At 38.8% G+C, this 18,976-nt stretch carries 24 protein-coding genes and 1 pseudogene; 12 read left to right on the forward strand and 13 right to left on the reverse strand.

Going from position 1 to position 18,976, the window contains the following annotated elements:
- Positions 1-13 precede the first annotated feature (13 nt).
- From hpt to deoC, 3 genes are read right to left on the reverse strand one after another with little or no spacing between them, the layout of a single operon-like run.
- Complete coding sequence (gene hpt / locus MRY82_04830) at positions 14-544, reverse strand: hypoxanthine phosphoribosyltransferase (GenBank protein MCI5072252.1); 531 nt, start codon at positions 542-544, stop codon at positions 14-16.
- A complete protein-coding gene (locus tag MRY82_04835) occupies positions 541-1,374 on the reverse strand; it encodes a purine-nucleoside phosphorylase (protein ID MCI5072253.1) in 834 nt (277 codons plus the stop codon). Before MRY82_04835 ends, hpt begins: the two co-directional genes overlap by 4 nt.
- Positions 1,371-2,198: a deoxyribose-phosphate aldolase gene (deoC, locus tag MRY82_04840; GenBank protein ID MCI5072254.1), complete on the reverse strand. Its 828-nt coding sequence runs from the start codon at positions 2,196-2,198 to the stop codon at positions 1,371-1,373. The genes MRY82_04835 and deoC overlap by 4 nt, the downstream gene beginning before the upstream one ends.
- Between deoC and MRY82_04845 the strand changes: the two genes are divergently transcribed.
- Complete coding sequence (locus MRY82_04845; protein ID MCI5072255.1) at positions 2,190-3,671, forward strand: VCBS repeat-containing protein; 1,482 nt, start codon at positions 2,190-2,192, stop codon at positions 3,669-3,671. The genes deoC and MRY82_04845 overlap by 9 nt on opposite strands.
- 31 nt (positions 3,672-3,702) lie before the next feature.
- A complete protein-coding gene (locus tag MRY82_04850) occupies positions 3,703-3,939 on the forward strand; it encodes a BolA family transcriptional regulator (protein MCI5072256.1) in 237 nt (78 codons plus the stop codon).
- A gap of 44 nt (positions 3,940-3,983) precedes the next feature.
- On the opposite strand, the gene MRY82_04855 is transcribed toward MRY82_04850, so the two are convergent.
- The 4 genes from MRY82_04855 to MRY82_04870 are packed head-to-tail and all read right to left on the reverse strand — an operon-like array spanning position 3,984 to position 7,340.
- Positions 3,984-4,925, reverse strand: coding sequence for an NDP-sugar synthase (locus MRY82_04855; protein ID MCI5072257.1), 942 nt, complete (start codon positions 4,923-4,925; stop codon positions 3,984-3,986).
- Positions 4,922-6,001: a phosphotransferase gene (locus MRY82_04860; protein MCI5072258.1), complete on the reverse strand. Its 1,080-nt coding sequence runs from the start codon at positions 5,999-6,001 to the stop codon at positions 4,922-4,924. Before MRY82_04860 ends, MRY82_04855 begins: the two co-directional genes overlap by 4 nt.
- 51 nt (positions 6,002-6,052) lie before the next feature.
- Positions 6,053-6,514, reverse strand: coding sequence for a hypothetical protein (locus MRY82_04865; protein ID MCI5072259.1), 462 nt, complete (start codon positions 6,512-6,514; stop codon positions 6,053-6,055).
- A gap of 43 nt (positions 6,515-6,557) precedes the next feature.
- On the reverse strand, positions 6,558-7,340 hold the full coding sequence (locus MRY82_04870) for a hypothetical protein (GenBank protein MCI5072260.1): 783 nt from the start codon (positions 7,338-7,340) through the stop codon (positions 6,558-6,560).
- Between the two features lie 400 nt (positions 7,341-7,740).
- Between MRY82_04870 and ffh the strand changes: the two genes are divergently transcribed.
- From ffh to MRY82_04920, 10 genes and pseudogenes are all read left to right on the forward strand, one after another.
- Positions 7,741-9,084, forward strand: coding sequence for a signal recognition particle protein (gene ffh, locus MRY82_04875; GenBank protein ID MCI5072261.1), 1,344 nt, complete (start codon positions 7,741-7,743; stop codon positions 9,082-9,084).
- 67 nt (positions 9,085-9,151) lie between these two features.
- Positions 9,152-9,382 carry a 30S ribosomal protein S16 gene (rpsP, locus tag MRY82_04880; GenBank protein ID MCI5072262.1) on the forward strand — a complete coding sequence of 77 codons (231 nt, stop codon included), beginning with the start codon at positions 9,152-9,154 and terminating at the stop codon, positions 9,380-9,382.
- 3 nt (positions 9,383-9,385) lie between these two features.
- The gene (locus tag MRY82_04885; GenBank protein ID MCI5072263.1) at positions 9,386-9,619 is read left to right on the forward strand and encodes a KH domain-containing protein; all 234 of its coding nucleotides are present in this window, start codon (positions 9,386-9,388) and stop codon (positions 9,617-9,619) included.
- A gap of 19 nt (positions 9,620-9,638) precedes the next feature.
- Entirely contained in the window at positions 9,639-10,157 is a 519-nt protein-coding gene (gene rimM / locus MRY82_04890; protein MCI5072264.1) for a ribosome maturation factor RimM, read from the forward strand.
- Positions 10,147-10,839, forward strand: a complete 693-nt coding sequence (gene trmD / locus MRY82_04895; protein ID MCI5072265.1) for a tRNA (guanosine(37)-N1)-methyltransferase TrmD — start codon at positions 10,147-10,149, stop codon at positions 10,837-10,839. Before rimM ends, trmD begins: the two co-directional genes overlap by 11 nt.
- 53 nt (positions 10,840-10,892) lie before the next feature.
- A pseudogene (gene rplS, locus MRY82_04900) lies at positions 10,893-11,228 on the forward strand (50S ribosomal protein L19).
- Between the two features lie 202 nt (positions 11,229-11,430).
- Positions 11,431-11,736 carry a cell division protein ZapA gene (locus MRY82_04905; protein ID MCI5072266.1) on the forward strand — a complete coding sequence of 102 codons (306 nt, stop codon included), beginning with the start codon at positions 11,431-11,433 and terminating at the stop codon, positions 11,734-11,736.
- Positions 11,736-12,308 carry a 5-formyltetrahydrofolate cyclo-ligase gene (locus MRY82_04910; GenBank protein MCI5072267.1) on the forward strand — a complete coding sequence of 191 codons (573 nt, stop codon included), beginning with the start codon at positions 11,736-11,738 and terminating at the stop codon, positions 12,306-12,308. The genes MRY82_04905 and MRY82_04910 overlap by 1 nt, the downstream gene beginning before the upstream one ends.
- A gap of 22 nt (positions 12,309-12,330) precedes the next feature.
- Complete coding sequence (locus tag MRY82_04915) at positions 12,331-13,128, forward strand: TIGR00282 family metallophosphoesterase (protein ID MCI5072268.1); 798 nt, start codon at positions 12,331-12,333, stop codon at positions 13,126-13,128.
- Positions 13,129-13,144: 16 nt separating this feature from the next.
- Positions 13,145-13,489, forward strand: a complete 345-nt coding sequence (locus tag MRY82_04920) for a hypothetical protein (protein ID MCI5072269.1) — start codon at positions 13,145-13,147, stop codon at positions 13,487-13,489.
- Positions 13,490-13,646: 157 nt separating this feature from the next.
- Here MRY82_04920 and MRY82_04925 read toward each other — a convergent pair whose 3' ends face one another.
- The 6 genes from MRY82_04925 to gatC are packed head-to-tail and all read right to left on the reverse strand — an operon-like array spanning position 13,647 to position 18,939.
- Positions 13,647-14,177, reverse strand: a complete 531-nt coding sequence (locus tag MRY82_04925) for an inorganic diphosphatase (protein MCI5072270.1) — start codon at positions 14,175-14,177, stop codon at positions 13,647-13,649.
- Between the two features lie 11 nt (positions 14,178-14,188).
- Complete coding sequence (locus tag MRY82_04930; GenBank protein MCI5072271.1) at positions 14,189-14,653, reverse strand: hypothetical protein; 465 nt, start codon at positions 14,651-14,653, stop codon at positions 14,189-14,191.
- Positions 14,622-15,683 carry an S-methyl-5-thioribose-1-phosphate isomerase gene (mtnA, locus tag MRY82_04935; GenBank protein MCI5072272.1) on the reverse strand — a complete coding sequence of 354 codons (1,062 nt, stop codon included), beginning with the start codon at positions 15,681-15,683 and terminating at the stop codon, positions 14,622-14,624. The genes MRY82_04930 and mtnA overlap by 32 nt, the downstream gene beginning before the upstream one ends.
- Complete coding sequence (gatB, locus tag MRY82_04940; protein ID MCI5072273.1) at positions 15,680-17,128, reverse strand: Asp-tRNA(Asn)/Glu-tRNA(Gln) amidotransferase subunit GatB; 1,449 nt, start codon at positions 17,126-17,128, stop codon at positions 15,680-15,682. Before gatB ends, mtnA begins: the two co-directional genes overlap by 4 nt.
- 30 nt (positions 17,129-17,158) lie before the next feature.
- On the reverse strand, positions 17,159-18,625 hold the full coding sequence (gene gatA / locus MRY82_04945) for an Asp-tRNA(Asn)/Glu-tRNA(Gln) amidotransferase subunit GatA (GenBank protein MCI5072274.1): 1,467 nt from the start codon (positions 18,623-18,625) through the stop codon (positions 17,159-17,161).
- Positions 18,622-18,939: an Asp-tRNA(Asn)/Glu-tRNA(Gln) amidotransferase subunit GatC gene (gene gatC / locus MRY82_04950; protein ID MCI5072275.1), complete on the reverse strand. Its 318-nt coding sequence runs from the start codon at positions 18,937-18,939 to the stop codon at positions 18,622-18,624. Before gatC ends, gatA begins: the two co-directional genes overlap by 4 nt.
- Between the last annotated feature and the right edge of the window lie 37 nt (positions 18,940-18,976).

Raw genomic sequence — 18,976 nt, forward strand, 5'->3', positions numbered from 1 at the left:
ATGTAGTTTTAAGTTAAGTGTTAAGCTTGCCAATAAACGGCAAGTTTCTGTATTGTTCAGCAGCATCAAGGCCATAACCAACAACAAAATGGTCATCAATGGTAAAGCCTAGATAGTCAATGGTCACGTCTTTTTTTCTCCGGCTGGGTTTAGATAATAGGCTGCAAATCTTTAGGGATGCGGGATTTCTTAAACGCAGGGCATCCAATAAAGCGCTTAAGGTATTGCCGGTATCAACAATATCCTCAACAATCAAAACATGTTTGTTTCTGATATCAAAAGACAGGTCTTGAATGATCTGTACCACCCCGGAAGACTCTAAATCATTGCCGTAGGAAGAAATGCGCATAAAATCAACCCGGATATCATCATCAATGGCACGAATAAGATCTGAAAAAAATAAGATAGAACCTTTTAAGATACAGACGCAGAGTAACTCCTGGCCAGCATAATCCTGGGCAATTTTCTGACCCAAGTCTTTAACTTTGTCATGAATATCTGCTTGGGTGATGTAGGGCTCTACTTTGGAAAAAAATGATGTCATAAAGATCTCTCCTCTATCATGTTAATCAGCATTTTGGCCAACTTTGGTCCAGCATCTTGGGCTAAATCAAGCACATGCTCATGATCAATAAGGTCATTCTTTATGCCTGCACCATAGTTGGTAATCATGGAAACACCAAAAACTTCAATGCCCATGTGTCTGGCCGCAATCACCTCACTGACGGTGGACATACCCACAGCATCTCCGCCCCATTGATGAAACATTTTGATTTCAGCGGCGGTTTCAAAATTGGGGCCTAAAACGCCAACATACACGCCTTGATGCAAGGTTAAACCAAGTTTTTTGGCTTGTGTCAGCGCAATCTCTCCCCAAGATGAACTGTATGGGCAGGTCATATCAAAAAACCTTGGGCCTAAACTGGCTTCATTTTTACCCATGGCCGGGCTGATGCCTTGAAAGTTGATGTGATTGTTGATCAGCATAAAATCCCCAGGTTTGTAGCTTGGGTTGAGTGAGCCGGCGGCATTGGTGACAAAAACGTGCTTAACGCCAAGACTGCCTAAAGTTCTTATGGGGAGCACCACTTCTTGGGCAGAACAGCCTTCGTACAAATGCTTTCTACCTCTTAAAAAGGCCACTTTTTTTTGACCAACTTGGCAAAAAGCAATGATGCCTTTATGGCCTTCCACCTTGGGAGGGGTGAAGCCTGGAATTTGATCAAAGCGAATTTCTTTTTTTATTTCTAAGTCGTTTAAGGCTTCGCTCATGCCAGAGCCTAAAATAACAGCAATGTCAGGGGTAAAGTTACCGCACAGATCTTTTAAGCTTTGCGCGGCTTGTTGAATTTGATGGCTGTCAGCATTCATCATGATGGTGTATTTTCCTTTTCTTGTAACTCCGTTATAAGTTTATCTGCTTTACTGGTGCCTAGACGACTTGCGCCTGCTGCAATCAATTGTTTAGCAAAGCTAAGTTTGCCAATACCACCACTGGCTTTAAGTTTTAAGTTTTTACTTGAGGATGCATACATTAAGGCAATGTTCTCGACGCTGGCGCCAGCTTGTGAGAATCCGGTAGAAGTTTTGGCGTAATCAATCTGGGCAGCATCTAAAAGTGAGCACAAGCTGATGATATGTTCAGGTTGAAGGTAGCTGGTTTCAATAATGGCTTTTAAGCATATTTCTGGTGCTGCAGCTCTGATCATGCACAACTGTTCAAAGGTGCTTTGAATATCTTGTGTTTCAATGAATTGAGAATAGTTGATGACAAAATCAACTTCATCACAGCCTTCAGAAACCAAAGCTTGGATGCTTTGTGTTTTTAAAACTAATGAACCACTGCCAAAAGGAAAGTCAGCAACGGAACATACTTTGACCGAGCTGTTTTCTAGATGTTTTTTAATTTGTGGGACAAAGTAGGGAGGAATACACACACTGGCACAGCCATGCTCCAAGGCAAAGTTGCATAAGTTTTCAACTGTTTGGCTGGAAAAGGGCGGAGACAAATAAGTTGCATCAATATACGATGCTAAGCTTGGGGGGGTTAAGTCATCAAGCTTAATGGCTGTGTTGTTTCTCAAATCCGGAAGATCTATGCCTGCATGTTTAATTATATCTCTTTGTTCAGAAATAAGTTGAGAAGAAAATTTTGCAGCACTGTTTTGCATAACTTGGTAGAATAAAGCATGTCTCATTTTCGACTGCAAATCACAATGATTTTTTTCAATGTTTTTTTAATTTTTGCGGCAGCCTATGTCCAGGCACAAAGCTTTATGCCGCAAGAAAAGCCATTGTTTAAGCAGTTCAGTTACAAAGTAAATGAACGAATCAGGGCCGTTGATGTTGTAAAGACACATAATAAAGATTTTATTCTATTGCTGGTCCGTAAGGGACAGTATCCCAATTGGCATTACACGCTAAGATTGCTTAGCTTTGAGCAGCAGCAATGGATAAAGCATTATGAATATTCTATTGCAAAAGATATTTTACATTATTCCAGTGTGGCTTTGGCCAAAGGAGAAACAGGAATTGTTTTTTGGAATGATCAAAAGCTTGTTATGCACACCAGTAGGCAAGGCGCATGGCATGATCATCAGGTGATAGAGTGGAACAATGAAGGTGAAAAAGGCAGTGCGATCAGTCGTAGAAATGAGCCGGTGTATGTGTCTGTTCTGCATGATCAACAAAGTTTAGCTTTATTCATGGATCAAGAGCTTAAACGATTCAATATGGCGCAGGATCAAATAAAATTAGATCGGGTCTATAAGCCAAAACTACCCCTGTATGTTTCAAGCAGTGAGCATGCTTTGCCTTTGGAGTTTCAATTTTCTGCCAAACAGTCTGTGTACTACCCACAGCTTGTCAAAGGTCTGTATAAAAATAAAGAGGCCTTATTTTTTTCCTGGGTTGATCAAGTCGATGTTTTTTCCTGGGATGACGGCAAACATTTAAAGCATTTTAATTTTAATCAACTCTCTGAACATGAGAGAGACTCAGGCCAAGCCATGAGTACGCTTAAAATACTTGATCTCAACGGAGATCAGCAGATGGATTTTATTCTAAATATTTCTTTAGGAAGCCCCACTCAAATGAAGTCCAGAAGCAGTGTCCATTATGGTCAAGCCAATGGAGAAGTGAACATGAAAGGCGTAAAATTTAATGCCGATGCAGACAGAGCTTCTGGCTTGATTGCCTATGATTTAAATAAAGATCAACAATATGAGTTTGTCAGTGCCTCAGGCCAGTTTAATGTCTGGAGTATTTTAAAGGCCTTAACCAAGCGGCAAGTGGACATAACGTTCTCCATTTATGATGGCAATGTTATGCAACAATTTGGGCCGGCCATCTCGCAAAAAAAGCTCACCTTTGGTTTTAATCTGAATGATCTCAACCTTGAAGGAATTTTGCCGGATATTGACCATGATTTTAATGCCGATGGACTCAACGATGTGTTTTATGCACAAAATAATCGTAAACTCAGTGTGATTTTACAAAAACAAAACCAACCCAAACATTTTGCCAGTCAAGGAGTGGGTGACTATGAAGTGAATATTCCAAAACATTACCGTCTGGGTGATTTTAACGGTGATCAAAAAACCGACGTCATCTTGTTCAGCACCAAGCCTAAGAAAAATAAAGTCATCACCACATTGATCAATAAGCTTTAAGCTTTTTAAAGATCATGTTATAGGCCAGCTCATGGTAAGCGTAGATCAAATCAAAAAAGTTTTAGAAGACAGTTTAACCAATGCTAAAGTTACTGTGCATGACATGACTGGCACCAGTGATCATTTTCAAGTGCAAGTCGTGTCCAGTGACTTTGAGGGTAAAAACGCGGTTCAACGGCATAGAATGGTTTATGACTTATTTGGTACAGATGTGGGCAATGCCATTCATGCGCTTTCAATAAAGGCTTTAACGCCTGACGAAGTTTGAGTCATTCAAACATCAATACCTTTTAAAACCGTTTAAATTAAATGTTAAATGCTGTCACCTTGAGCAATAACGCCACCTTTGATGACGTTTTTAGCGCCTACGCTGTTGTGGCCAGCTAATATTGTTCCTTTCATGAGAACACAGCCGTCTTTTAAGGTGCAATGTGGGCCAATGAAAATCTCATTCATGTCTATATTTTGACCAAGCGTGCTGCTGGGATGAATCCAGCTGTTTCCTTGATGTTGATAATCCTTAAAATAGTCAGATAGCCATGGACTCTCTTCAATCAAACGCATGCATTGTATGTGGGCTGTTGAGTAATAACGCAGCTCTCCTACATCAATCCAATGGTCTTGTTCATTGACATGGGCATAGACCGGCAGTTTTTTTTCAATCAACCGTGAATAAACATCTCTATTGATGCAGAAAAATTCTTTGTCTTTGGGCATATGATCAAAAATTTTCTGATTAAAAATGTGAATGCCCGTAAAATGGCCATAAGAGCTGGTGGCCGGATTGTTTTGATGCGGGGTGATTTCCGTAAGTCTTTTAAACTGATTGTACCCCACTTTGCCATAAGCTTTTTTAGGCGGGGTTAACACCATGGTGGCCAAGGCCTGATTTTTTTTATGCTCATTGATGGCAGCATGCAGGTCTATGGTGCTGATAAAGTCACAGTTGATGACCATAAAATCAGCATCTTTTTCTATGAAAGAGGCCATGTTTGCAATACCTCCGCCGGTGCCCAGGATGCTTTCTTCAAAAAAAAGCTCAATGGGCAGCTTTTTGTCCAGAATAAACTTTTTCAATACATTTTGGTGATAATGGGTATTCATGGCCAGCTGTTCAATACCAAAAAAATTGAGATAAAATTTTTGGAATTCCAGTAAGGTGCTATCAAAAAAAGGAACCAAGGGTTTGGGTAGCTTATCGGTTAAGGGTTTCATGCGGGTGGACAGCCCAGCTGCTAGAATAAAAGCTTTCATGTTTGATACAGCTCTTTTCTTGCCAATAATTGTGCAATGGGTTCTTCTAATAAATTTTTTAGCTGTTTTAAATCTGAATACTGCTCTAAAGTGTCTTGAATGTAGTTCAAGCATAGAGGGATATCTTTGAGGTAATTGGGATTGCCTTTGACCTGGTCAATATAAAAAAACCGTCCTGCAGCTTTGAGGTTTCTATGAGTGGCTACCAAATCAAACTGGTATTGGAATTCATCGTATGAATCATTTTTACTTAGAATGCGGCGTTCAAGCGCGCATTGGTATGCGAATTCAAGTAAAGTATAACGGGTATCTTTTGGAATTTCAAAATAAGCATCTCTTAATAATGATGCTATATCATAGGTCAATGGCGCCATAAGGGCGTCTTGAAAATCAATGATGGCAAACTGTTGCTCTTTGGGTAAATAAATTAAGTTACGCGCATGATAATCTCTGTGGCAGAGATGCTGTGGGTAATGCGACAGTTCTTCAGAAAGCTGTTCAAAGGTTTTGATAAGTTCCTGACGATGTGTATTTGAAAGATTGAGATGAACGTCTAAGGCGCACTCAACAAAGTGTTCAAATTCGCCCATCCACAACTTATGATCAAAAGATCTATTTTTAATGAAGGAGGTAGGGTTAAGTTGGTTGGTGGCTAAGACCAATTCTGAAAGTTGTTCTAAGGCTTTTTGATAATAAAAAGTTAACTTGCTTGGATCTTCTGCAATAAGGTTAAACAATAAATCATCTCCCAAATCTTCCAATAAGATTAACTTTGGGCAATCATGCTGAGCCAATATTTTTGGAACTCTCAGTCCTTGCTCAAACAAAAAATTTTGGACTGCAATAAACTGTTCTGAGGGTGAAAGGTTTTGGCTTGCAGCTGTAATCTCACCTTGAATAGGTCCTTTTTCTTCGTAAATTAGCATTAGAATGCTTTGCAATTTATTTTCAAACTCTAATCTAAAGTACTTTCTGTTAGAGGCATCTCCAGCTAGCTGCAGTTTATCTGAGCAGGGACCAAATTGTTTTGAAAGAATGTCTACAGAAGCATTGAGGTCTTGCGCTATAGGGTTCATGCTGCCCTTGGTATCATAAAGTCTAAAGACTCAAAATGTTTTTAAGTTTTTTTAGGGAAAGCAACTGTTGAGTGCTAGGCCTTCAAAGGGACTCCAGTCTGAGTAGCCGGCAGTGTTTTCTGATCGAATTCTATATTCAACGTAAACAGAAGCGTTGGGTAAAGCATCAAACAGGTAACGCATATCTGAGCTTTCAATCTCTTCTTCAGAGCTATTGTAGCTTAAGTTTGTAATTTGGGGATTAATATCAAACATATTATAGACATAGCGTTCAATGGTAAAGTTTTGTTCAGTAGTAGAGTTATCTCTCCAGCGTAACCTTACGATACAATCATCATCCGTTGAGAAGTCCCACAAACGAAGGCTTGAGGGCGCTTCGGGCACAGAAACAACGGGGTTATTCAGGATAAAAGATTCACCATTTGATGCAGTGGATTGACCGCACGATGAAGTAAATATTAAAGTTAACAATAAACAGAGGGAAGTGATGTGATTTTTTATATTTGTATGCATCCTACTTATGACGCATACAAGAAAAAATGCTTTTTGTAAAGATTTAGCCGCAATTAAAGCCAGATAAATGTCGCCAAGTTGACCATTCAGAAACATTTTGAGGGTTTTCAGCACGCAAGCGATAGTCAACACCAATAATAAAATCGGGTAAGGTTTCGTAAATGATTCGCTCTCCGGTTTCCATGATGTCGGTGATTTCAGGGATGACGCTACTGCTACTCGATTGACTGGTGCCATCAGCAAAGTAAACCACCTTTTCTATACTGTAAGCCGTTTCATTTTGATCAGCATCCATCCACGCTAATTCTACCACACAGTGTGTACCATAGGAGTAATCTTCAAGATTTGTGATGATGGGCTTTGTTGGTGCTTGTGCAAAAGGATCAAACAGAAGCGTGTATTCTTGCGAATATATATTGTGTTCGCCTTGAACAACTTTAATGCGATAAGTGTACTGTGTGCCGTGGGCAAGATAGTGATTGCTTGAGCTTGGATAACTACTAGAAGGCGCATAAAAAAAATCTTGTTGTGGGCCATAATAGTAGGTTTTGACATCAACAAAATCAGGAGTAGACGCAGTTTTTCTTTGAACAATAAGCATGTCTTTCTCGGGGTTGTTATCGGACCAGTATAAATTAATGCCATAAGACCACACAAAACTGGTGTTTTGAACGTTAAACTGCGGTATGTTGAGTACTACGACAGATTGTTGGTTATTCAGAGTGAACTTTTCACCGTTGATGCTTTGGGTGTTGCCACAGGCCATCAGAAGTGTGAGTAAGGCTAAAAATGCGTAGCGTTTAAATTGTCTATAAAAAAAATTCATGTTTTCCCCAATCATTAAATTTGCCCTCAGCACATTGCATATTTATTGTATTGAAGTAAAGCTTAAAAATAAAAAGACGATAATATCAATTGGTTGAAAAGATGTTTTTTTACGCCTTGCATTATTTTGTAAGAACTTAAGGAATAAGTTGTAAGGCTTTGTTGATCTAGGGAATTGCGTGAAGACAAAAACTTATTTTTTAAGCAATTTGAAAAATACACAATAAGGTCTGTGTTGATTTATTTGATATTGCTAAAACCAGATTTGACAATAGCCAGTAAACAATACTATACCCAAGCAAGATTTTGGAAATCAAATAAACTTATTGTTGGATCTCAAGTGTGTATAACCAATACAATTGTGAAACTAAAGTCTGATATGATTTATAAAGGTAAACACTATGTTTGAAAATTTACAGGAAAAACTGTCTTCTACACTCAAATCATTGCAAGGCAAAGGCAAGATTTCAGAAAGTAATATTACAGAGGCTTTAAAAGAGGTTCGTAAAAGCCTTTTGGAAGCCGATGTTCAGTATAATGTTGTACAATCCATCATTGACTCGGTTAAAAAAGAGGTTTTAGGTGAAAAAGTTCTTTTAGCCGTTGATCCAGGTCAACAGTTTATTAAAGCCGTTTATGATGAGCTGCGTAGAGTTTTGGGACAAGATACACCGGATTTCCCAAAATTTGGTAGTAGGCCGGTCAAAATATTGATGATGGGTTTACAAGGTACTGGTAAAACCACCACTGTTGGTAAGCTGGGTCATTACATCAGAGATGATTTAAAATCAATTCCCTACATGATTCCAGCAGACACTTCTAGACCTGCAGCGATTGATCAACTCAAAGCTATAGGCCAAGAACATGGTTTTCATGTTTATGATCATAATCAAAGCAATGCCGTAGATGTTTGCCATGACATGGTTAAAAAAATCAAAGGAAAAGAAGTGCCTGGTCAATACTTTATTTTTGATACAGCAGGTCGCTTGGCAGTTGATGCAGACTTAATGGATGAGCTTAAGCAAATAAAAAATATAGTTGAGCCGGATTTGGTTTTGTATGTCCTTGACGCTATGGCTGGACAATCTGCCTTAGAAACAGCACAAGAGTTTCAATCTCATGTGGGTTTTGATGGCGTGATTATGTCTAAGTTGGACGGCGACTCAAGAGGTGGTGCGCTTATTTCTGTCAAACAATCTCTGGATGTGCCAGTTTATTTTTTGGGAACAGGAGAGAAAGTTGAAAATATAGAACGCATGCACCCCGACCGTATGGCCTCAAGAATTTTGGGCATGGGGGATATTGTGTCTTTGGTAGAAAAGGCGCAAAAGGTCATTGACGAAAAGCAAGCGCAGGCTATGGCCAAGAAAATGCGCAAAAATCAGTTCACCATTGAAGATTTTGCCGATCAAATGCGTAATTTACAAAAAATGGGCGGAATCGATGCGCTGATGGGCATGCTGCCTGGAGCGGCTCAAATCAAGAAAAATTTGCCCGTGGGTGTAGAAGAGAAACAAATGAAAACTATCACGGCCATGATTAACTCAATGACGCCTAAAGAACGCAGAAATCATCAGCTGATCGATGGGAGTAGACGCAAACGCATTGCCAATGGAAGTGGGACGTCTGTACAAGAAGTGAATCGCTTTTTAAAGCAATTTCTGCAGGCCCGTAAAATGATGAGTAAAATGGGCAAAATGGGGGCAAAAGGCATAGCCCGCTCCAATATGTTTGGGTCACGTTAAAAAAAGCGTAAAAATGATTGAAAAAAATTTTAGAAAAGGGTAAGAGGAAGCGCCTTAAGGAGAAATCATGGTAAAAATTAGAATGAGCCGCTACGGCCGTAAAAAAAGTCCGTTTTATAGAATTGTTGCTGTTGATGAACGCAAGCGTCGTCAGAGTGATTACATTGAGCTATTGGGTTACTACAACCCACAAAGAAAAGAAGAGTTTAAAATTGACAAAGATAGAGTGAATTACTGGATCTCTCAAGGTGCTCAAACCTCTGAAACTGTTGCTAAACTTATCAAAACAGCGAGCTAAATTATGTTAAAAGATCTTCTAACTGAAATGATATCCAATCTTGTTGATCATCCTGATGATGTCTCTATCAATGAGATCGCAGGCGAACATACCCATATTTTTGAGTTGCGCGTAAATAAAGAAGATCTAGGGAAAGTGATTGGCAAGCAGGGTAGAACAGCAAAAGCGATTCGTACCATTTTGAGCGCTGCCAGTGTTAAAGATAACAAGCGTGCCATGCTTGAAATTCTTGACTGAACTCAAGAACTGTTGATCGGTGTCTTCTGCCGAAGAATATATTACGCTAGGAAAAGTAGGAAAAGCCAAGGGCCTTTTGGGCCATTTTTTTGTTCAGCTTTATCATGAAAGCTCGGAGTTTTTTTCTTATGCAGACTGCATCTATATAGGAGAAAACTTTAAGCCTTATTTCATTGTGTCCGCCAAATTTGAAAAAGATCGTTGGTTGGTTGCGGTTGAAGGTGTTGATGACCGATCTAAGGCGCAAGCCCTGGTCAATCAGACCATTTTTTATCCAAGAGAAGATTTGCCTGAAATTATGGATGATGAAGTTTATGTTCACGATTTAATTGGACTGCAAGCTGTAGATCAAGACAAGAATGTTTTAGGAGTCGTTGAAGGTGTCATTGAAAGCAAAGCCCATGAAATTTTAAATATTAAAGAGATAAAAACCGGTAAAGAGTGGTTTTGTCCTTTTCATGAGCAGTATGTTGATAGCATTGACTTGGATAAAAGAGAGATTTGCTTAAAAAACTGGGAGGAATTGCATGCAATTTGACGTCATTACCCTGGTTCCAGAATATATTGAATCAATTCGTATAAATACTTTATGGCGGCGAGCAGAAGAAAAATCACTGCTAGCGCTTCAGTGTCATCAACTCAGAGATTATGGACTTGGCCCACAAAAATTGGTTGACGATACCTTGTATGGTGGTGGTCCTGGAATGCTACTAAGGGTGGATGTTTTAGTTAAAGCTTTAGATAATATCCAAAAAAAACCTAAATCTAGGGTTTTACTGGCTTCACCTCAAGGTGAACGGTTAACACAAGCAAAAGCCCAGCAATTATGTCAGGACTATGAACAGCTGATTTTGGTATCCGGACGTTATGAAGGCGTTGATGAACGTTTTATAGATGGTTGGGTTGATGAATTGTTTTCTATTGGTGACTATATCCTACCCTCAGGGGATTTGCCTTGTATGGTGATGATGGAAAGTGTATCACGCTGTATCAAAGGTGTGGTCGGGGATCATAGAAATGTTGAAGAAGATAGTTTTAGCCAGCAACGGTTAAAATACCCCCAATATACCCGTCCAGAGGTTTTCTTGGAGCGAAGGGTTCCAGATATACTGCTTAGTGGCAATCACAAAAAAATAAGTGAGTGGCGAAAAGACATGGCTAAAAAGAATACTTTGAAAAGACGACCAGATATGTTAGAAAACTCGACTACAAAAGAATAAAGGACTTGCTAAAATACATGAAACAGTCTATGTAGCAGCCGCAGGAGAGAAAAATGACAACAAAAGACATTATTGATAGCTTAAGAGAGAAAAAAGAGTTCCCAGAGTTTCGTGTGGGTGACACCTTGAAAGTTCACGTAAAGATTAAAGAGGGTGAAAAAGAAAGAGTTCAGGTTTTTGAAGGTGTGGTTATCAAGAAAAAAGGCCGCAATAAAAAAGAAGCCAGCTTCACCGTAAGAAAAGTATCCTATGGTATTGGTGTTGAGCGAGTGTTTCCTTTTGAAAGCGCAAGTTTAGACAAAATTGAGCTTGTAAAACAAGGTAAAGTCCGCAGAGCAAAACTTTTCTATCTACGTGACTTACAAGGTAGAGCTGCTCAAGTGAAAGAAAAAGAAATCATTAAAGAAAGAAGCGCAAACAAAATCAAAGCGCAAGAATCACGAAGCAAAGTTAAAACAAAAGCAAACAAAAAGTCTACGGCTAATAAAAATAGTGAACCTGTTGCAGCTAACGGCAACTAAATAATTTATTTTTTTACTGTAAATTTAAGGTCAAGTTCTCTTTGTTTAGAGGCTTGACCTTTTTTATGTGATGCATGTACAGTACGGTTCAAGTATGAAAGTATCCATTTTAGGCAAACTCTATTCTATAAAATCTTCGCATGACCCAGAATTTATGCAAGAAGCAGCAGCATTGCTGGCAGAAAAAATCAACCAGTTGCAAAAAAAAATGGGACCCATGCCAGCAGAAAAAATTGCTGTTCTGGTGGGGCTTAACTTGGCGGGTGAGCTGATTGAATTAAAGAAAAGCCATAAAGATAGTGCTAAAAAAATAAAAAAAAGAGTTGAGTATGTTTTTGAAAAACTGGATGCTTTAGAAAAAAATCAAAATCAATAATGCAGCATCAATCAGATAAAAAATATTTTAGATTACAAAGTGTTAAAAAAATAAAGGTACTCAGTGACAAACAAAAACAAGAGTGTTCAAAAAAGTTAATGCATGTGTTTTTAGACAGCGTTGATTTGACTAAAAATATAAAGTCAGTTGCAGTTTATGCGTATGATTCTACTGAAATATCTGTAGACTTTATTGCTGAAGCTTTGTTAGAACAAGGCCTTACGGTATCTTTCCCTGTGATAGAATCAGGTGCAATGAGTTTTTATGCAGTTAAAAGTTTGAGTGATTTAAGCCTGGGTTGCTATGGCATACGCCAACCGAAGGGTATTTTAGCCAACAAAGTTGATACGTTTGATCTTATGTTAATACCGGGTCGTGCTTTTGATACTTTGGGTAATCGTATTGGTAGAGGTGCAGGCTATTATGATAAATTTTTAGAGCTTCATTCATGCACATATAAAGTTGGGGTTGCCTTTGACTTTCAAGTTTATTCAAAAGTTTTGCCAGTTGAATCCCATGATATTGCCGTGAAAGCTGTGATGACAGAAAAAAAATTTTATAAAGCAGATTAAGAAGTATCGGAGATAATAAAAGATGGAAACAAAAATTTTGGTGATTGGTGATGTCTATGGCCGCCCAGGTCGACATGCTATTAGAGAAGGTTTGAAGGATATTCAAGATGAGTATGGTGTTGACTACACCATTATCAATGGTGAAAATGCTGCTGGGGGCAAAGGAATGACAGAAGAAATTTGTTCTGATTTTTTCAATTGGGGCGCGGATGTCATTAGTTCTGGTAATCATGTCAGAGCAAAAAAAGAAATTGATCAAGTTTTAAAAACCAATCCTGCGGTGTTGCGTCCTTACAATTATCCTGAAAAAGTTCCTGGTGTGGGTATACATGTGGGAAAAGCAAGAAACCATCAAGCCGTTGCAACCATTAATATTTTAGGACGTGTGCACATGGCTGATGTAGCCTGTCCTTTTACCAAAGCCATGGAGGCCATTAAGGAAGCAAAAAAACAAGCGAATATCGTGATGGTTGATTTTCATGCTGAAGCAACCTCAGAAAAAAGAGCCATGGGCTGGTTTCTTAATGGAAAAGTCAGTGCCGTTGTTGGTACGCATACGCATGTTCCAACAGCAGATGCAGAAATACTACCTAATAAAACAGCCTATATCACAGACTTGGGTATGACGGGACCCTATAATTCTGTAATAGGTTTAAAAACAGAGTTAGCTTTGGAACGTTTTTTAAACAATAATAGAAAAAAGTTTGAAGTGGCCAAGGGTGATGTGCGCCTATGTGGTGCCGTTATTACAGTTGAAGATAGTGGTGAAGCTATTGCGATTGAGCAAGTTATACATAAAATAGAGCTTAATGATAAATAGTGAAGAGTGAGCAGTAATGAGAAAATATGCTTTTATAAAAGAAAACGAAAAAACTAAGAAAATAATGATTTATGAATGCAAAGAGGGTGTATATTTATTTTTATACGATAGTTTGAAAGATGTAGCCGCGTTTGCTGATTACTGGTTTGAATCACTGGAAGAAGTCTATGAATATATAAAAGAAGATTTTATAATTTCTGATAGCAAATGGTATAATATAGATGACCCAAAGCCATACTGTCAGCATGATTTTATCAGACCCGTTCGTATAAAAGGTAGAGCCGATGGAAATCCACAGTGGGGAAAGTATGAAGAGCAAGATGAGAGCGGACATTGGGTTGATTTTAAAGAAGCTAACTAAATATTGGTTATATACATTGATAGATTAATTTTTACCCCTGTTATCCTAAAAAATCTGAACCCTTAAAACCCTTTACTTCTTCATACTTCACACAGAAAGTTTAACGTTCAAACTATATTTTGTATACTTTTGCCCAGTTTCGAAAGAGGTCTAATATTTAAACATTAAAGGTTTTTTTGTATAAATTGATAGCGTCAAGGATACATTGTTTGGCAGCGTCTGTATCTAAAAAATTCTCTACGACAACAGTTTTATTTTCTAAACGTTTGTACTCTTCAAAAAAATTTTTAACTTGTGATAAGCGATGTGGTGGTAACTCAGAGATAGATTCATAGTGATTGTATTCTGGATCGTCATTATGAACAGCTATGATTTTATCATCGGCTTCACCTTGATCTAACATTTTAAGTAAACCTATGGGTTTTGCCATCATTAAGGTTCTGGGATATACTAGAACTTGGCCTAAAACTAAAATATCTAAAGGGTCATTGTCTTCACAGTAGGTTTGGGGAATAAAGCCATAATTGGCTGGATAATGGACTGAACTGAATAATATACGGTCAACTTTAATTAGTCCGGTTTCTTTATCCAACTCATATTTTACTTTAGAGTCTTTAGGGATTTCAATGATTGCAGGAACACAATCAGGGATAGTGTTTCCTAGAGTTACATCATGCCATGGGTTCATTGTCTGTTCCTTTAATGTTTAAGGGCTTCAAAAATACTTTCTTCCAAAACTTGGTCACTTCGTACGTCTTGCCACTGATTGTTTTGAAAAACTTTTTCCTGTTTATAAAGACGCAATGTGCTGGCGCCGGTTTCACGGTCTGTATGCACTGAAGCGTTAACCCTATATTTTCTTGGACCATGAATGCTTTGTTCACGTACTTGCGATGTAGATAGGATGTATTTTTCTTGATCAATAAAATCAAAAGTAAAATTGAACTTTTTGTCCAAAACTTCTTGTAATTTTTTAAAAACAAAGTCAGGTGATTCTTTATACATACGCTCTAAAGTATTGTCCTGTGGAATATCTACACCATTAGGCTTTTTGCCAGTACAGGCAAGATTAAACATTAAAGCCAATACAAGTAAGCTCAAAAATTGAAATATACTGGTCCAGCAGTTTTGTTTACTGCGTAATTTTAGATAGTTCTTGCTCATAGTTTTCTTTTACCACAGCTTTTTCTGTGATGATAGCATTGATCAGTTTTGCTGGAGTGACATCAAAAGCTGGGTGAGCTACATTGACACCTTCTGGAGCTATTGAATGTGATCCAATGTGTGTGACTTCTTGCTTTGATCGTTGTTCAATGGGGATGGCTGCACCTGTTTTTGTTGCTAGGTCAATGGTAGAGCTGGGTGCTGCAACAAAAAAAGGTATCTTATGGTAGCGGGCCAAAACAGCCAAGCCGTAGGTTCCAATTTTATTGGCTGTATCACCGTTGGCGGCAATTCTGTCTGCCCCAACGATTATGGCATCGACTTGCTGTTGTTGCATAAAGTAGCTGGCCATATTATCGGTTATTAAGGTGCAGGGAATGTTGTCTTGCATGAGCTCCCAGGCGGTTAAACGAGCACCTTGCAAATACGGGCGTGTTTCATCTACCCAAACATTGTTGATAATCTTATCTTGATGAGCACTACGAATTACGCCTAAGGCAGTGCCCCAGGCACCTGTAGCAAGAGCACCAGCATTGCAATGGGTCAGAATATTGATTTTTTTATTTTGGTTAAGTTTGTTTTTATAGCTTTCTTTTAAAAGCAAGCTGCCCAAAGCGCCTATTTTTTTACAAAACTCAATGTCTTCTTGATGAATATTTACAGCCATAGATTCTAAGGCCTCAAACCAAGCTTGGGTTGACGGGTAACTTTGTTGTGAGCAAGATTGCATTTTTTCCAAAGCCCAAAATAAATTAACTGCAGTAGGTCTGGTTTGTGCAAACTTATTAAACCAGGCATGCAGTTGAGACTGAGCTTCATCCAAAGCCAAGGCACGTAAATTTTTTGCAGCCAGGACAATGCCATAAGCGGCAGTAATCCCAATGGCGGGTGCTCCACGCACAAGCATGTTTTTAATTGCCTGGGCAGCGTCCTGTGCTTGTTTAATTTCAAGTTCAATAAAACTTTGCGGAAGTTTTAATTGATTGATTAAATACAAGCTCTGTTGCTGCCAGCGAATGGGTTGAATCATTTTAAAGCATCTTTTAATAGCTGGTTGACCATACCAGGATTGGCTTTACCTTTAGTCTCTTTCATGGTTTGTCCAACAAAAAAACCAAACAACTTGTCTTTGCCACTTTTGTATTGCTCAACTTGTTTAGGATTGTTTTGGATGATTTGTTCAATGATGGGTTGGATGTCTTTGGGGTCACTTAATTGTTTGAGCCCTTTACTTTCAATAATAGCCTGAGGTTTTTCACCGGTCTCTGCCATAGTATCAACTATGTCTTTGGCTATTTTACCGTTGATGGTGCCGTCAGCTACATACTTAAGAAGTTGTGCCAAGTCTTGAGCATTAAACTTTAAGTCATTGATGCTGACCGAAAGCTCTTTGCATAAGCGTAAAACCTCAGCCATGACAAAGTTGCTTAGATTTTTAGCATTTTTCTCTGAAACGCTTAAAGCATTCAAAGCATGTTCAAAAAAAGCAGCCACATCTTTATCGCTGGTTAATACCCCTGCATCATAGCTAGGAAGACCGTAGTCATCGATGTAGCGTTGTTTCTTTGCATCTGGAAGTTCTGCTAAGTTTTCTTTAATTTCTTCAATCCATGTTTGTTCAATGTCCAGTGCTTTTAGATCAGGTTCAGGAAAGTAGCGATAATCATTGCTTTCTTCCTTACTGCGCATGGTAATGCTGATCCCTTTCTCTGGATTCCAAAGGCGAGTTTCTTGATGGATCTCTTCATTGTTATCAAGCGCCAGGCTTTGGCGTTCAATTTCATATTCTATGGCTTTTTGCACATGCTTAAAAGAGTTCATGTTTTTGACTTCCACTTTGGTACCTAAAGTTTGAGAACCAACAGGACGTATAGAAACATTGGCATCACAACGCAAACTTCCTTCTTCCATGTTGCCATCACAAACATCAATGTAACGAAGAATATTGCGCAGTTTTTTAAGGTAGGTGGATGCTTGTTCTGCAGAATTCATGCAGGGCGTGGTTACAATTTCTATGAGTGGAACACCGGCTCTATTTAAGTCAACCAAAGAGCCGCCTTTATTCTCAGAGCTATCGCCATGCAGTAGCTTACCAGCGTCTTCTTCCATATGAATTCTTTCTAAAACAACACCAACGGCTTCTTCATTGACTTCAATGTCTACTTGACCACCCAAGCATAGGGGTTTGTCAAATTGTGAAATTTGATAGCCTTTGGGTAAATCGGGATAAAAATAGTTTTTTCTAGAAAAAACAGAATTGAGTTGGATATTGCAGTTTAAGGCAAGACCAGCTTTAATGGCTTGTTCTATGGCAAACTGATTGATTTTGGGCAAAGCCCCTGGAAGCCCTAAACATACAGGGCAGGTTGCACTGTTGGCTTCTTGGCCATATTCATTTTTACACCGACAAAAAAGTTTGGTTTGCGTGTTGAGTTGTGCGTGAACTTCTAGGCCGATAACGGCTTCATACTTTATGTTCATGTTATTCCTTTTCAATTTTTTTAATTATCCTTGTTGATGGAATCCTATGGCTTTCTCTAATACATGAGCAGTTGTTAATAAGTCATCTTCAGTATAGTAAGATCCAATCAACTGTATGCCAAAAGGTAGGTTGTTGTCTGATCTCCCATTTGGCAATGAAATAGCCGGCAAACCAGCGATAGAAGCCGGCACTGTGTACATGTCTGCCAAGTATTTTTGTAAAGGATCGTTGTTTTGTTGATTGAGCTTAAACGCTGTTGTGGGTGAGGTAGGAGTTGCAATATAGTCTACTTTTTTAAAAGCCTCTATAAAATCTTGTTGAATTAAATTTCTAACCTTTAAGGCTTTAAGGTAGTAAGCGTCATAAAAACCTGAGCTAAGCACAAATGTACCCAATAATATTCTGCGACATACTTCATCACCAAAAAATTCTGAACGAGAAGAAGAAATCAAGTTGGCAATGCTGCTACTATCATCAGATCTTTGAGTGTAGCGTATGCCATCATAGCGAGCCAAATTGGCAGAGGCTTCAGCTGGAGCAATAACGTAATAACAAGATACCCCATAGTGTAAGTGAGCAAGATCTATGTCTTGAACATGCGCACCCAAGCTTTCAAAATGTTTAAGGCTTTGTAAAAAATTATCTTTTACTTCATCTGAAACGCCATGATTAAAAAATGCAGAACTGTAACCAATGACTTTGTCTTTGAGCGAATCTTGCTTCTCAAGTTTATCGCTTGCTTTTTTTACAGTGTGGTTCAGTGACTTAGAGTCTCTTTGATCATAGCCAGCTATGGCCTCATAAGTATAGGCAACATCTTCTACTGTTTTCCCCATTGGACCAACTTGGTCTAAAGAGGAGGCAAAGGCGATAACACCATAGCGACTGATGCGACCATACGTTGGCTTTAAAGCGGTGATTCCGCAAAAAGAAGCCGGCTGTCTTACAGAGCCTCCTGTATCTGTCCCTAAAGCAACGCAGCTTTGATTGGCTGCTACTGCGCATGCTGAGCCACCGCTACTGCCACCGGGGACATGATCAGGGTTAATCGGGTTTTTTACCGGTCCAAAGGCTGAGTTTTTATTGGCTGAACCCATAGCAAACTCATCCATATTGGTTCTGCCTAAAATAATGGCGTGATTGTCTTGCAGTTTTTCAATTACATGTGCGCTGTACTGTGCTTTGTAAGACTTTAAAAACTGACTGGCTGCCGAACATATTTCATCTTTTTGTAGAATGTTATCTTTAATGGCAATAGGAATTCCAGCCATGGGCGGTAAGCTATCGGCATTATCTTTGAGTTGTTGGTCAACAAACTTTGCTTTTTCTAAAGCTTGGCTTTCTTGGGTTTGTAAAAAAGCATTGTAATTTGGATTTTCTTGCTTGATCTTATCAAGGTAAGCTTGGGTGAGTTCAGTTGCACTGAACTCTTTTTTTGCATAGGCCTGTTGTATTTTTTTGATGCTCAAAGTGTTCAGCTCATTGATCATGATGCATCTCCTTGTTTCTTGCTGCTGATTACATCTGGAACCAAGAAATAGTTGTCTTGACTGGACGGTGCATTGGATAAAGCTTCTTTTGGCGTAAAGTAAGGCTCAACGGTATCTTGATTGAGTGGCAGTGGGCCATGATCGGGCAATTTAAAGTCACCGTCAATGTTATCGGTATTGACAGAATTCAGTCTTTCTAGATGCTCTAGCAGCTGATTGCAATCATGCATCAGCTGTTCTGATTTTTCTTCATTAAACTTTAAGTGAGCCAGCTTGCAAAGCTTTTCAAAGTCAGTTGCATTAAGTTTTTTCATGGATTGGCCATACCATAAGCAAGAATAATTGTGTAAT

Source organism: bacterium (genome assembly GCA_022763185.1).
GTDB lineage: Bacteria > Bdellovibrionota_G > JALEGL01 > JALEGL01 > JALEGL01 > JALEGL01.

Excerpts from the sequence above, each read along its gene's own strand:
- hpt (MCI5072252.1), bottom strand. The coding sequence starts at position 544 with ATGACATCATTTTTTTCCAAAGTAGAGCCCTACATCACCCAAGCAGAT.
- MRY82_04835 (MCI5072253.1), bottom strand. The coding sequence starts at position 1,374 with ATGATGAATGCTGACAGCCATCAAATTCAACAAGCCGCGCAAAGCTTA.
- MRY82_04845 (MCI5072255.1), top strand. The coding sequence starts at position 2,190 with ATGTCTCATTTTCGACTGCAAATCACAATGATTTTTTTCAATGTTTTT.
- deoC (MCI5072254.1), bottom strand. The coding sequence starts at position 2,198 with ATGAGACATGCTTTATTCTACCAAGTTATGCAAAACAGTGCTGCAAAA.
- MRY82_04850 (MCI5072256.1), top strand. The coding sequence starts at position 3,703 with ATGGTAAGCGTAGATCAAATCAAAAAAGTTTTAGAAGACAGTTTAACC.
- MRY82_04855 (MCI5072257.1), bottom strand. The coding sequence starts at position 4,925 with ATGAAAGCTTTTATTCTAGCAGCTGGGCTGTCCACCCGCATGAAACCC.
- MRY82_04860 (MCI5072258.1), bottom strand. The coding sequence starts at position 6,001 with ATGAACCCTATAGCGCAAGACCTCAATGCTTCTGTAGACATTCTTTCA.
- MRY82_04865 (MCI5072259.1), bottom strand. The coding sequence starts at position 6,514 with ATGCATACAAATATAAAAAATCACATCACTTCCCTCTGTTTATTGTTA.
- MRY82_04870 (MCI5072260.1), bottom strand. The coding sequence starts at position 7,340 with ATGAATTTTTTTTATAGACAATTTAAACGCTACGCATTTTTAGCCTTA.
- ffh (MCI5072261.1), top strand. The coding sequence starts at position 7,741 with ATGTTTGAAAATTTACAGGAAAAACTGTCTTCTACACTCAAATCATTG.
- rpsP (MCI5072262.1), top strand. The coding sequence starts at position 9,152 with ATGGTAAAAATTAGAATGAGCCGCTACGGCCGTAAAAAAAGTCCGTTT.
- MRY82_04885 (MCI5072263.1), top strand. The coding sequence starts at position 9,386 with ATGTTAAAAGATCTTCTAACTGAAATGATATCCAATCTTGTTGATCAT.
- trmD (MCI5072265.1), top strand. The coding sequence starts at position 10,147 with ATGCAATTTGACGTCATTACCCTGGTTCCAGAATATATTGAATCAATT.
- MRY82_04905 (MCI5072266.1), top strand. The coding sequence starts at position 11,431 with ATGCATGTACAGTACGGTTCAAGTATGAAAGTATCCATTTTAGGCAAA.
- MRY82_04910 (MCI5072267.1), top strand. The coding sequence starts at position 11,736 with ATGCAGCATCAATCAGATAAAAAATATTTTAGATTACAAAGTGTTAAA.
- MRY82_04915 (MCI5072268.1), top strand. The coding sequence starts at position 12,331 with ATGGAAACAAAAATTTTGGTGATTGGTGATGTCTATGGCCGCCCAGGT.
- MRY82_04920 (MCI5072269.1), top strand. The coding sequence starts at position 13,145 with ATGAGAAAATATGCTTTTATAAAAGAAAACGAAAAAACTAAGAAAATA.
- MRY82_04925 (MCI5072270.1), bottom strand. The coding sequence starts at position 14,177 with ATGAACCCATGGCATGATGTAACTCTAGGAAACACTATCCCTGATTGT.
- MRY82_04930 (MCI5072271.1), bottom strand. The coding sequence starts at position 14,653 with ATGAGCAAGAACTATCTAAAATTACGCAGTAAACAAAACTGCTGGACC.
- mtnA (MCI5072272.1), bottom strand. The coding sequence starts at position 15,683 with ATGATTCAACCCATTCGCTGGCAGCAACAGAGCTTGTATTTAATCAAT.
- gatA (MCI5072274.1), bottom strand. The coding sequence starts at position 18,625 with ATGATCAATGAGCTGAACACTTTGAGCATCAAAAAAATACAACAGGCC.
- gatC (MCI5072275.1), bottom strand. The coding sequence starts at position 18,939 with ATGAAAAAACTTAATGCAACTGACTTTGAAAAGCTTTGCAAGCTGGCT.